Here is a 12,317-nt window from a genome sequence, read left to right as displayed (position 1 = left end):
AGTGCCGAGCGGCACCGGCGGAGCGATAGCGGAGCCGCAGTGAGGCTGACACAGGGCAGAGAACTGGAGTGAGCTTTGGGCCGTGCTTGTTCTTCGGGCGGGAAAACCGTTTCCGGTTTTCCCGCTGCGCCGGGCCGCGCCGTTGGCCGAGCTTTTGCGGTTCGTAGAATCGCCGGGCTTGCGCGCTGGGCCTTCGGTCCACCCGAGGAGGGCGCAGCCCGAAACCGACAGAATTGGACTGAACTTTTGGCCGTGCTTTGGGTATTATTGCTTTTGCGACTCGTAGAGTCGCGCGGGCCGGAGGCCTTCCAACGGGAGGCCCGCAACACGCCGCTCCGCGTCGAGAGTTGTTGTACCTCCCGGGCGTCCGACCGTAAAGTCAAATTGAAATAGGGTAGAGGCTGCCAGTTGTTAGGGTAGTTCCAGCCCATTGCCCCCCGCGGGCCCGCGGCGTTTATTCCGAGAGGCAACGCAACTGAAAACCGAAGGTGCGAGGATGCGAATTGCCCGGATTAAGTCCCATCGCCGTGTAATCTACGAATTTGGCCGCCAAAGCATCGCATGTGGACGACCAGCTATATCCGCTGCACCCGACGAAGCTCGAAGCATCCGTGTTAATGCCGTAGCGGCAGCCCGGGGCGCGCCCACCGGGCGTTTTAATGGCCGTCTCTGCCCTAAAGCCTCCATCCCAAGAACAGACCGTTGCCTCCCTACATTGCTCGTCGCAGGCACACCTCCCTCTGTTTATTCCGAGAGGCACCGCAACTGGAAACCGTAATCGCGGTTACCCCCACTGCTGGTATGGAGCCACTCCACGCCGAAATTCAGAAGAATGCAGCCCACGGCAGAGCCGGTGAAAGACGACCAACAGTAACCGAGATACCCTGCGCCATACAACCCGCCCGCATAATCGGTGCGTTGGCCCGGGGCGGGGTTCCCTCCTGTCCGACCGCAGCACCGACGATTAAAAATCGTATCTTTGCAATCACGCAACGAGTTATTCTCAGGATTTTATGGCCAACAAGACCTACCTCAAGATACGCAATTACGTCCAGGATCCCGCCCATCGGCGGAAGATCACCCTCATCTTTTGGAGCATCCTCGCCACCCCCGTTCTGATCCTCGGCACCCTCCTGCTGATGATCGGCTTCGGCGTGTTCGGCAAACTCCCCACCTTCGAAGAACTCGAAAACCCCCGGAGCAACCTCGCCACCGAAATCATCTCCGCCGACGGTAAGAATCTCGGGAGCTTTTTCATCGAGAACCGCTCCTACGTCGATTACGGCGACCTCTCCCCCAACCTGGTCGCCGCCCTCGTCGCCACCGAAGACGCCCGGTTTTACAGCCACTCCGGCATCGACTTCAAAGGCCTCGCCCGCGTGGGCTTCAAGACCGTCCTGCTCGGCGACCGCGGACAAGGCGGCGGCTCCACCATCAGCCAACAGCTCGCCAAGAACCTCTATCCCCGCGATACCGTCCATAGCTCCGGGCTCGCGAAAGCCGGCAAACTCGTGATCGCCAAACTCAAAGAGTGGATCACCGCCGTGATGCTCGAACACAACTACACCAAGGAAGAGATCGTGGCCATGTACCTCAACACCGTCGAGTACGGGTCGAACGCCTTCGGGATCAAATCCGCCTCCGCCACCTTTTTCAACAAGACCCCGGCCGAACTGGCTCCCGAGGAGGCAGCTATGTTGGTGGGCGTGGTCAACGCCCCGAGCCGGTACAGCCCCGTGCGGAATCCTGAGCGGGCATGGAAGCGGCGGAATACCGTTCTCGAACGAATGGGCAGCGCCGGCTTCCTCAGCGACGCCGACGTGCGCCGGCTGACCGCCGAACCCATCCGGCTCGACTACCACCCCGTCTCCCATAACGAAGGAATCGCCACTTACTTCCGCGAAATGCTGCGGCAGTATATGACCGCCACCGAACCCAAACGGAAACAATACCTCACCGACTGGGACTATCAGACCGAACTCGAACGCTGGCAGAACGACCCCCTCTACGGCTGGTGCAACAAGAACACCAAAGCCGACGGCACCCCGTACAACCTCTACAAAGACGGCCTGAAACTCTACACCACCATCAACTCCCGGATGCAGAAGTACGCCGAAGAGGCCGTCCGGGAACATATGGTGAAGACCATCCAGCCCCAGTTCGAAAAGCAGCGCAAAGGCTATAAAACCATCTTCTACAACATCAACAAAAAGGAAGAGACCAAGATCGTCCACCGGGCGATTCTCCAGAGCGACCGGGGGATGGCCATGAAACGGAACGGGATGAGCGACGAACGCATCCTGGCCGCCTTCGAGAAACCGATCCCGATGACCGTCTTCACCTACGCCGGAGATCGCGACACCGTGCTTTCGCCCAAAGACTCGATCCTGCACATGAAATCGTTCCTTCGGGCCGGTTTCATGTCGATGGATCCCGCCACCGGCTACGTCACGGCCTACGTCGGAGGGACTAACTTCCGGAACTTCAAGTACGACATGGTGCGACAGGGGAAACGACAAGTCGGTTCCACCATCAAACCGTTCATCTACACCTTCGCCTTCGACATGCTCGGGTACAACCCCTGTACGCTGGTGCCCAACTCTCCGGTGACCATCGAAGCCTCGACCGGTCCCTGGTCACCGAAAGAGGCCGGCAATGTGCCGCAGGAAGGAGAGTTGCGTCCCTTGTATTGGGGGCTGGCCAACAGCCGGAACAACTACTCGGCCTGGATCATGAAACAGGCCCAGCCGCAGGCCGTGGCCGATATGATCCATAAAATCGGCGTCCACAGCTATATCGACCCGGTTTATGCCTTGTGTTTGGGCACGCCGCAGGTCTCGGTTTTCGAGATGGCCGGCGCTTTCAGCACCTTTGCCAATCGGGGAGTGCACACCGAACCGATCTTCGTCACCCGCATCGAAGATAAACAGGGGAATGTCCTGGCCTCGTTCTCACCGCAGACCTACGACGCGATCAGCGAGCAGACGGCCTATACGATGCTCGACATGCTCAAGCGGGTCGTGACGGCAGGTACTGCGGGTCGGTTGGGTTATCAGTTCAACCTTCGGGGCGATATCGGCGGCAAGACAGGGACGACCAACAACAGTGCGGATGCCTGGTTTATGGGCGTGACACCGCATGTGGTGGCCGGCACCTGGGTCGGCGGCGAAGACCCGGCGACACACTTGATGAGCGGCGCAGACGGTTCCCGGGTTGCCTTACCGATTTTCGGGATATTCATGAAGAAAGTTTATGCGGACAAATCGTTGGGCATAAGCATGAACGACCGTTTTATGGAGCCGATCGGCGTCGTTCGGTACGATTGCGATCCGAAGCAGGCGATTTCGACACCAGGCGCTACGGCAACGGGAGAGTCGGGAGGCGACGAATTCTTCCAGTAGACATTTTTTGTAACGTTATTGTTTTAGCATTGGCGGCAAGTCCACATAAGGACTTGCCGCTTTGTTTTGCGAAGCACGTGAACAAAGAGCGGTGCGAGGAATTGGGTCGAGGCTGCCCGCGTTGCATAGGGGTAGAGGCTGGCAGTTGAAATGCGTCAGCATTTCCCGTCCACAGGACGTGGGGCCCGCGCGGCCTGAGCGCAGTACCCTCCTGTAGCCAAAGACGAGCGCCACGCCTTTTTGGGCCGTCGGCAGCTTGAGGATGCGTTAGCATCCTTGAAAGTTTCTTTGGTTCTCTTTGTGAACAACGAGAACAGTTTTAGGCGGGTCAAAGCTCGACCCGCGCGCGATCGCTGAAGTAGGAAATCATTCAAACGCATGATCTGCGTTTGAATAAGATTTCCGCCAGCGCGCGGCCAAAGAACGGGGGTAGAGGCTGGCAGTTGAAATGCGTCAGCATTTCCCGTCCACAGGACGTGGGGCCCGCCCGACCCGAGGGCAGTACCCTCAAATCGCGCAGGCGCGCGAAAAAAGAGTGGTGCGAAAAAACGTCGCCCGCCCGCTTAAAGAGGGATTTCGCTCGTTTTGCGATGAGCAAAATCGAGATGAAATCCCAGCGGGCGACGGAAAAAGTGGCGGAGCGACAGCGGAGCCGCAGTGAGGCTGACACGGGGCGAAGAATAGGGGCGAGTTTTGGGCTGTGCTCCTGCGACCCTTTGGGTCGTGCGGGCCGGCCGCCTGCCCACGGGCGGCCCGCAACACGCCGCTCGCGCGTCGAGAGTTGCCGTACCTCCTGGGCGCCCGGCTCACTTTAGTCGAGAGTAAATATTAAGGGTCGGACGCCCGGGAGCTCGCAGTGAGCTTGCGAACGTTGCGGGCCTCCCGATGGGGAGGCGTCCGGCCCGCGCGACTCTGCGAGTCGCAGGAGTGCAAATGGGGTAGAGGCTGCCAGTTGTTAGGGTAGTTCCAGCCCATTGCCCTCCGCGGGCACGCGGCCTGTTTATTCCGAGAGGCAACGCAACTGAAAACCGTAGCCGCGGTGGTTCGTTCCGGAAAGATCGAGCCACGTCACCGCAAAACAAAAGTTCATGCCAAGGGTGTCGCAGACCGTTGAAGACCACCCGTAACCGTTGCTGCCGATGTAGTACAGCGCGCCCGAGGCACTGCTGCGGAAGCCCGGGGCCGGAGCGAGCGCACCTCGGACTCTTCACGTTCGGTTCAAACCACTGGCGACACCCATGAAAATATGCGCGTAAATCCCTATCTTTGTGAAAATCGAGCAGAAAGGTATGGTACTCGCACTGATTTACGACTTCGACGGCACCCTCTCTCCGGGGAACATGCAGGAATACGACTTTATCCCCGCCATCGGGAAAGACAACCGCGAGTTTTGGGACAACTGCAACCGCGTGGCCGAAGTGAACGACGCCGACCCGATCCTGACCTACATGAACGAAATGATCCGGCAAGCCACCGTGAGCGGCGTTTCGCTGCGTCGCGAAGCTTTTGCCGAATCCGGGCGGAAAGTCCAGCTTTACGAAGGAGTTGAAGGATGGTTCGCGCGCATCAACCGCTACGGACAATCCAAAGGGATTCGGGTCGAACATTACATCAACTCCTCCGGGCTGCGCGAAATGATCGAAGGAACATCCATCGCCAAACACTTCCGGAAGATTTTCGCCAGCTCGTTTCTCTATTCGGTAGACGGAGTGGCCTATTGGCCGGGCGTGGCAGTCAACTATACGAACAAGACACAATTCATCTTCAAGATCAGCAAAGGGATCGACAGCGTATACGACTCCAAAGCCGTGAACCGCTATCAGCCTGAAGAACAACGTCCCGTACCGTTTACCCATATGATCTATATCGGCGACGGGACGACCGACATTCCGTGCATGCGGCTCGTGAAAGAGAAGCAGGGGCACGCCATTGCGGTATATAATCCGGCCGATCGGGAAGTGGGACACTCCCTTCGTCAGCTGGTTCAGGAGCATCGGGTGAATTTCGTCGCCCCGGCAGACTATTCGCCGGGCAGCCGGCTGGACGAAGTCGTGAAAGCGATCGTCGACAAAGTCGCCGCCGACGATCGCTTGAAGCGCCTGGAACTGTGAGCCTGATCATTTGGTCCCGAGTAGAGCAGTTGACCTTTATTATTTTTCAGCAACCGCGCGCGGCCCTGCCTTAGGAGGGAAATCGTCAAAACTCGCTTGCGTGTTTTGACAAGATTTCCCAAGGCGCGCGGAAAAAGGGTTGGGCTGAGGCTGGTAGTGGAAATGCGTAAGCATTTCCTGTCCACGGGACGTGGGGCCCGGCCGGCCCGAGGCCAGTTTCAGACGGGACAAAGTTCTCCCGCGCGCCGCCGCTTAAAGAGGGAAATCGTCAAAATGTGCTGGCACGTTTTGATAAGATTTTCCCGGCGCGCGAACAAAACTCGACCCGCGCGCGACCGCTGAAGTAGGAAATTATTCAAACGCGTGTTTCGCGTTTGAATAAGATTTCCGCCAGCGCGCGGACAAAGAACAGGGGTAGAGGCTGCCATTAGTTGTTGGGTAGAGGCGGCCAGTAAAACACCCGAAGGGTGCGCCCGCCCGGCGTAAGGGCAGTACCCTCCTGTAGCCAAAGATGCGCGCCCCGCCTAAAGAAGCGATTCAACTATTTCGGCGTGAGCCGAATATAGATGAATCGCGCAAGGCGCGCGAAAAAACGTGCTCACCCACGAAAACTTCCGTCGCCCGCCCGCTTAAAAAGGGATTTCACTCGTTTTGCGTTAGCAAAATCGAGGTGAAATCCCAGCGGGCGACGTTTAGGAGCAGACACGCCCATCTTTCGAGTGCCGAGCGGCACCGGCGGAGCGAAAGCGGAGCCGCAGTGAGGCTGACACGGGGCGGAGAGCTGGGCTTTGCTTTGGGCTGGAATTTGGGGCGAGAGCGAATAGCGCGATTCCGAAGGGAATCGCCGTCCTCGGCGAGGGCGACGCTTTAGCGGCGCGTGGGGGGCGCGCCGAGGACGAACCTCATAGTGTAAAGAGGCCGTGCTCTTGCGGTTCTCCGAACCGCCGGCCTTGTCGCCCAGCGGCGAAGCCGCTCGGGGGGATGGGTGACAGGCCGAAACCGATAGACTGGGCGGTGAACAAGGCACTGCTTTTGCGACCCAAAGAGTCGCTCGGGCCGGGCCACCCCGGCGTAGGGCCGCAACTTGCTGAGCTCGTTTTGCCCCCGCTGGCTCCGGCCGCCGGAATTAAATTACAGTCGGGTAGAGGCTGCCCCTTGGGGTAGTTCCAGCCCATTGCCCCCCGCGGGCCCGCGGCGTTTATTCCAAGAGGCACCGCAACTGAAAACCGTTGGCTCGGAAGTCCGAGTAGCTGGTGCTGAGGCTCTGCGAATAGAAACCCAAGTCCAGGCCGCCGCTGCCGCTCGTGGCGGAAGACCAACTGAACCCGCTATTGCCGACGCTCACCGGTGCGCCCGAGCTCGAGTAGCGGTTGCCCGGGGCGTGCCGCTCGGCCCTCAAAAGCTGGCCGCCTCTACCCTAAACAATCAGGCCGCCTCAGTTTCAAGTTGGGGTAGAGGCTGGTAGTAAAAGACGCTGTGCGTCCGTTTATTCCGAGAGGCAGCGCAACTGAAAACCATGGCCGCGATTGTGCGCGTAGCTGTGGCGGAGCTCCTGCATGTAGAAGTCCAAATACCGCACCGTGACACCGCCCGTCACCGGCGTATACGACCAACTGTACCCGTAGTTGCCCGCACCCAATAACGAGCCCGCCTCCCACAGACGGTAGCCCGGGGCGCGGCGAACCGGTACACAAAAGCCAGGCCAGTCCGCTGTCTTCCCCCTTCTTCAAAATCCTTCACGAAACAAAATCCTTCACGAAACCATGACCCACCCCCATCGCGCCCTGCTCTCCCTCGGCAGCAACGCCGACGAACCCGAGAGACTGCTCGCCGCCGCCCGGCAACAGATCGCCGAGACCCTCGGCCCGATCCTCCTCGCCTCCCGCGAATACCAGACCGAACCCTGGGGCACCTTTTCCGACACCCGACCCGTGAACCCCTTCCTGAACCAAGTCCTCCTCCTCCAGACCACCGCCAGCCCCCTCCGCCTGCTCGACACCCTCCAGCAAATCGAACACCGCCTCGGCCGCCCCGCCCACCTCCCCGAGTATACCCCCGACGGACAACGCCTCTACCAGTCGCGCCCCATCGACCTCGACATCCTCTTCTACGACACCCTCATCCTCGACACCCCGCGCCTCACCATCCCCCACCCACAGATCCCCCGGCGGCACTTCGTCCTCCGCCCCGCCGCCGAAATCTGCCCCGACTTCCTGCATCCCCTTCTGAAAATCAGCCTCCAAGAGCTATTAAATTCACTTTTGTAGAACGAATCTCGATAATTTACTCTATATTTGCAATCCGTTTCGAACGTAATCGAATCATAATCATACAAATAAATAAAACGACACTCGTCATGACAAAAGCGGATATCGTAGGCGAAATCGCAAAAAGTACCGGTATCGAAAAAGTACAGGTGCAGCAAGTTGTGGAATCTTTCATGGAAAATATCAAAGACTCCATGATGGCAGGCAATAACGTCTACCTGCGCGGTTTCGGCAGCTTTATCATCAAACGGCGCGCCCAGAAAGTGGCCCGCAATATCTCCAAGAACACCACCATCACCATTCCGGCGCACAACATTCCGGCCTTCAAACCCTCCAAAACCTTTGCCGGGGAAGTGAAAGCCAAATCCATCGCCAAGAAATAATTAACCCGATTGTCAAACCTTAATCCACAGTAGTTATGCCAAGCGGAAAAAAAAGAAAACGGCACAAAATATCTACCCACAAGCGCAAAAAACGGCTTCGCAAGAACCGTCATAAAAAGAAAAAGTAGGTAGATCCTCCCTTTTGCCCGGGAAGAACCCTCACGCATACGGACAGACCGGCCCCGAGCCGCTCTCCTTTCCCGCGTCCTCTTCCCCGGCGAAGACCGACACTCGAAAACCTAAAGTCCCCGGACTATTCAGCGCGGCGGTCTTTAGGTTTCGTTTTTTCGACCCACCCCGGCTCCTCCGCCCCGCCTCCGGCACCCTCCGGATACCAAACGGCCGGACGAACCGTTTATCATATATATACGACAAACGACATGACAAAAGAGTTAGTCATCCACTCGACCGGCAGCGAGATCGAGATCGCCCTCCTCGAAGACGGGCAACTCGTCGAACTCAACCGCGAGAAGACCAAAAGCTCCTTCACCGTCGGCGACATCTACCTCGGTAAAGTGCACAAAGTGATGGGCGGACTCAACGCCGCCTTCGTCGATGTGGGATACCAGAAAGACGCCTTTCTGCACTACCTCGACCTCGGCCCCGCCTTCCACTCCCTGAACGACCTCGTCAAACACGTGAACGGCCGCCACCAGAAGATCGACTTCTCCTCCATCAAAGTGCAGAACGACCTCGGGAAAGAGGGGAAAATCGCCGGCGTGCTCAACAACGGCCAGCATATTATCGTCCAGATCGCCAAAGAGCCCATTTCGACCAAAGGGCCCCGCGTCACCAGCGATATCTCCATCGCCGGACGGCACCTCGTGCTGATCCCCCTCTCCAACAAAGTGCACATCTCGCAGAAGATACGCTCCAACGAAGAGAAAAAGCGCCTCAAAGGGATCGTAGAGGGGATCCTGCCCCGGAACTACGGCGCCATCGTGCGCACCGCCGCCGAAGGGAAATCCGCCGAAGATATCGAAGCCGACATCACCCACCTCATCTCGAAATGGGAAGGAGCGCTGTCCGCCTTGCAACACGCCCAGCCCCCTTACCTGCTCCTGGGCGAAGAGAGCCGGACCACCACCATCCTGCGAGATTTGCTCAACGACTCCTTCACCCACATCCACGTAGACAACGAACAGATCTTCCACGAAGTGAAGGAATACATCTCCGCCATCGAGCCCGAAGCCGAGAAGATCGTCAAACTCTACAAAGGGAACATCCCCATCTTCGACCAGTTCGACATCACCAAACAGATCAAACAGCTCTTCGGACGGACAGTGGTGTTCAAGCGGGGCGCATACTTGATTGTGGAGCACACCGAAGCGCTGCACGTCATCGACGTCAACAGCGGCAAGCGCGCCAAGAGCGACGAGACCCAGGAAGCCAACGCCCTGGAGTGCAACCTGAACGCCGTGCCAGAGATTGCGCGTCAGCTGCGGTTGAAAGATATGGGTGGGATTATCGTGATCGACTTCATCGACCTGCACACCGCCCAGAACCGGAACGCCGTGTTAGAAGCGATGCGCAAAGCGATGTCCACCGACCGGGCCAAGCACAACATCCTACCCTTGACGAAGTTCGGCCTGATGCAGATCACCCGGCAGCGGGTGCGTCCCGAGACCCAGATCGTCATCAACGAGAAGTGCCCCACCTGCCACGGGACAGGCGAGATCGCGCCCTCCGTGCTGCTCGACGCCCAGATCGAGAACCAGATCGCCTATTACGCCAAAGAGAAGCACTACAAACTGCTGACCGTTCACGTCCATCCGTACGTAGCCGCCTATATCAATCGGGGCGGTCTGTTCAGCAAGCGCGCCAAGTGGTGCGTGAAATACGGCGCAGTGATCAAAGTGATACCGAACGACTCTCTCGGGATGATCGAATACAAGTTCTACAACGCCCTGGGAGACGCCATCTGAAACGAAAGATGTTGAGAAAAGAGTCGTTGCCGTTGTTCGAGATGATGTCGTTGGAGGAGATTGTGGCGGGGGCGCGGTTTACGCACGAAGCTTTGTGCGATTATGCAGTGGGGGCGAACGACGGGCGAGTCTATCTGTTGTTCAAGGACTGGAATTCCAAGGACTTGTATTCTTATCTGGTAGCGGTACTCGATATCGATTGGGAGGCGGGGCGGTGTATAGGGAAGCAGGTGTATGATCTCGGGGACGGCTATCGGACAGAGTATTGTTGGGTTTCTGCACTGGGCGACGATTTTTTGTTAGTATGGTGTCGGTGCTGGTATAACGACGGCGATCCGGAACGGAATGGATTGTTGATAGGTCGGGACGGAACGGTCAGACGGGATTATTGTTTCGGCGACGGGATCGAACAATGCTTAGTGCTGAAAGACGGGACGATCGTTACAAGTTATTTCGACGAGGGAGTGTGGGGAAACTATGGTTGGGGAGGAGAAACAGATGAGTCGCACCCGATTGGTTGGACAGGCTTGACTGCTTGGCGGTCGGATGGACGGAATGTGTGGAGTGTGGGGGATTATCAGGAAAACCCGTGCAGTGAATGCGATGCGATCAGTCAGGACACCCAGGGCAGGCTGTGGTTCTATAAGGACGGGGAGATCATGCTGCGGGACTTTCTACAGGATCGAAACGAGGTGATCGTTTCGTCGTTGCGCGGCATTGTCGAGGTGCGGGATAGCGAAGCTTTCGCGGTGACTCCGGATGGACAGCGGTTGCTTTTCGATGGGGGATACGAGGGTTTTTACAGGCGTTTTTTTGTTCTGGCTTTTGACGGAGAGACATGGCGGCTCGAAGCGGAGGTTATCCCGGAGTTGAATGGGATGCCGATTGAGCCCAGTCAGTATTATCTTGAAAGAAAACTTTCAGATCATCGGACGCTGTGGCTGACCGCCTCAGGGATGTTGTGCGGCTATCGGTTTGTCTGATTCTGGTTTGTGTGAAACGGAAGCGGGCGGCGCGATTTTTTTTCGCGCCGCCCGCTGTTTTACGGTTCGGTCTCCGAGAGGTCAGCAATACGAGTTATTCCCGAACCCATTGATCGGCGGCGTATCCGGCGTGTGCATCTCGATCTTCCCCACGATACTTTCATACCGCGCCACATTCTCCTGGAGCGACAGGAGCAGCCGTTTCGCATGTTCCGGCGTGAGAATCACCCGGCTTTTGACCTGCGCCTTCGGCATTCCCGGCATCATGCGGATAAAGTCCAGCACGAACTCCGACGTCGAATGCGAGATCACCGCCAGATTGGCATACGTACCCTGCGCCACCTCTTCGTTCAGTTCAATATCCAGTTCTACTTTTTGTTCGGTCATAGATAGCTTTCTTTGTCGAGGGCAAAGATAGCCGAAAAAAGAGGCTGTTCGTGCCTCTTTTTGGGGAGTTTTTTCAACAATTCTTCCACACGCGACCGAGGGGCCGCGCGTTATTGGGGTAGAGGCTGCCAGTGGAAATGCGTAAGCATTTCCCGTCCCCGCACCCATAGGGTATTTTGTTAGGGTTATTTCTGCCTTACTAAGTGTGGCCCGCGCGGTCCGAGGCCAGTTTTAGACGGGCTAAAGCTCGGCCCGCGCGCCACGCTTTAGGAGGGAAATCGTCAAAACTCGCTTGCGTGTTTTGACAAGATTTCCCCAGGCGCGCGAACTGGGTTGGGCCGTCGGCAGTTTGAGGATGCGTAAGCATCCGTCTAAAGTTTTTCTGGTTCTCTTTGTGAACAAAGAGAACAGTTTGAGGCGGGACAAAGCTCAGACCGCGCGCCCCTCCTAAAGAAGCGATTCAACTCTTTTGGCGGTTAGCCAAAAGAGAATGAATCGCGCAAGGCGCGCATCGAAGAATTGGGCTGAGCAGATTAAGCGATACGCAGTATCGCTCCGTCCCGCCGGTGCGCCCATCGGGCGTTTTGTTAGGGTTGTCTTTGCCTTATTAGCCGTCCGCCGCCCGCGCAGGGCAGTTTCAGGCGGGACAAAACTCATCCGCGCGCGACTGCTGGAGTAGGAAATCATTCAAACGCGTTGTTCGCGTTTGAATAAGATTTCCGCCAGCGCGCGGACAAAGAACGGCGCATGAAAACGTGACGGAGCGACAGCGGAGCCGCAATGATGCCGACACGGGGCAGTCCTTTGGGCCGTGAGTTAGTTGGGCTGAACTGTTGGCCGAACTTCTGCGACTCGCAGAG

The 12,317-nt window shown here is 57.6% G+C and carries 10 protein-coding genes; 6 read left to right on the top strand and 4 right to left on the bottom strand.

Annotated elements, in window-relative coordinates; all coding sequences use genetic code 11:
* Positions 1 to 744: 744 nt before the first annotated feature.
* The gene (locus ACTO3O_RS07685) at positions 745 to 993 is read right to left on the bottom strand and encodes a hypothetical protein (protein ID WP_298081080.1); all 249 of its coding nucleotides are present in this window, start codon (positions 991 to 993) and stop codon (positions 745 to 747) included.
* A gap of 20 nt (positions 994 to 1,013) precedes the next feature.
* On the opposite strand from ACTO3O_RS07685, the gene ACTO3O_RS07680 reads away from it, so the two are divergent.
* Complete coding sequence (locus ACTO3O_RS07680; protein WP_297830706.1) at positions 1,014 to 3,401, top strand: penicillin-binding protein 1A; 2,388 nt, start codon at positions 1,014 to 1,016, stop codon at positions 3,399 to 3,401.
* A 1,289-nt stretch (positions 3,402 to 4,690) separates the two neighbouring features.
* Entirely contained in the window at positions 4,691 to 5,512 is an 822-nt protein-coding gene (locus ACTO3O_RS07675) for an HAD family hydrolase (RefSeq protein WP_297625257.1), read from the top strand.
* A gap of 1,198 nt (positions 5,513 to 6,710) precedes the next feature.
* On the opposite strand, the gene ACTO3O_RS07670 is transcribed toward ACTO3O_RS07675, so the two are convergent.
* Positions 6,711 to 6,857, bottom strand: a complete 147-nt coding sequence (locus ACTO3O_RS07670; protein ID WP_297832385.1) for a hypothetical protein — start codon at positions 6,855 to 6,857, stop codon at positions 6,711 to 6,713.
* A gap of 141 nt (positions 6,858 to 6,998) precedes the next feature.
* On the bottom strand, positions 6,999 to 7,151 hold the full coding sequence (locus ACTO3O_RS07665) for a hypothetical protein (RefSeq protein WP_297832388.1): 153 nt from the start codon (positions 7,149 to 7,151) through the stop codon (positions 6,999 to 7,001).
* A 124-nt stretch (positions 7,152 to 7,275) separates the two neighbouring features.
* Between ACTO3O_RS07665 and folK the strand changes: the two genes are divergently transcribed.
* The 4 genes from folK to ACTO3O_RS07645 all read left to right on the top strand — a co-directional run bounded on the left by folK (position 7,276) and on the right by ACTO3O_RS07645 (position 11,070).
* Positions 7,276 to 7,779: a 2-amino-4-hydroxy-6-hydroxymethyldihydropteridine diphosphokinase gene (gene folK, locus ACTO3O_RS07660; RefSeq protein WP_297832391.1), complete on the top strand. Its 504-nt coding sequence runs from the start codon at positions 7,276 to 7,278 to the stop codon at positions 7,777 to 7,779.
* A gap of 89 nt (positions 7,780 to 7,868) precedes the next feature.
* Positions 7,869 to 8,162: an HU family DNA-binding protein gene (locus tag ACTO3O_RS07655; RefSeq protein ID WP_294594619.1), complete on the top strand. Its 294-nt coding sequence runs from the start codon at positions 7,869 to 7,871 to the stop codon at positions 8,160 to 8,162.
* A gap of 380 nt (positions 8,163 to 8,542) precedes the next feature.
* The gene (locus ACTO3O_RS07650) at positions 8,543 to 10,087 is read left to right on the top strand and encodes an Rne/Rng family ribonuclease (protein ID WP_294594617.1); all 1,545 of its coding nucleotides are present in this window, start codon (positions 8,543 to 8,545) and stop codon (positions 10,085 to 10,087) included.
* Between the two features lie 8 nt (positions 10,088 to 10,095).
* The gene (locus ACTO3O_RS07645) at positions 10,096 to 11,070 is read left to right on the top strand and encodes a hypothetical protein (protein ID WP_297832395.1); all 975 of its coding nucleotides are present in this window, start codon (positions 10,096 to 10,098) and stop codon (positions 11,068 to 11,070) included.
* 81 nt (positions 11,071 to 11,151) lie between these two features.
* Here the strand turns inward: ACTO3O_RS07645 and ACTO3O_RS07640 are convergent, their stop codons facing one another.
* Positions 11,152 to 11,457 (bottom strand): DUF3467 domain-containing protein, encoded by a 306-nt coding sequence (locus ACTO3O_RS07640; protein ID WP_294594616.1) that lies wholly within the window; start codon positions 11,455 to 11,457, stop codon positions 11,152 to 11,154.
* Positions 11,458 to 12,317: the final 860 nt, after the last annotated feature.

The organism is Rikenella sp. (assembly GCF_056799795.1).
Note: the sequence above shows the minus strand (reverse complement) of the source record. Positions and strands in the feature narration are given on the sequence as shown.

Bases quoted from the DNA above. Each gene is read 5' to 3' on its own strand.
- ACTO3O_RS07640 (WP_294594616.1), bottom strand. From the start codon at position 11,457: ATGACCGAACAAAAAGTAGAACTGGATATTGAACTGAACGAAGAGGTG.
- ACTO3O_RS07655 (WP_294594619.1), top strand. From the start codon at position 7,869: ATGACAAAAGCGGATATCGTAGGCGAAATCGCAAAAAGTACCGGTATC.
- ACTO3O_RS07675 (WP_297625257.1), top strand. From the start codon at position 4,691: ATGGTACTCGCACTGATTTACGACTTCGACGGCACCCTCTCTCCGGGG.
- ACTO3O_RS07650 (WP_294594617.1), top strand. From the start codon at position 8,543: ATGACAAAAGAGTTAGTCATCCACTCGACCGGCAGCGAGATCGAGATC.
- ACTO3O_RS07680 (WP_297830706.1), top strand. From the start codon at position 1,014: ATGGCCAACAAGACCTACCTCAAGATACGCAATTACGTCCAGGATCCC.
- ACTO3O_RS07645 (WP_297832395.1), top strand. From the start codon at position 10,096: ATGTTGAGAAAAGAGTCGTTGCCGTTGTTCGAGATGATGTCGTTGGAG.
- folK (WP_297832391.1), top strand. From the start codon at position 7,276: ATGACCCACCCCCATCGCGCCCTGCTCTCCCTCGGCAGCAACGCCGAC.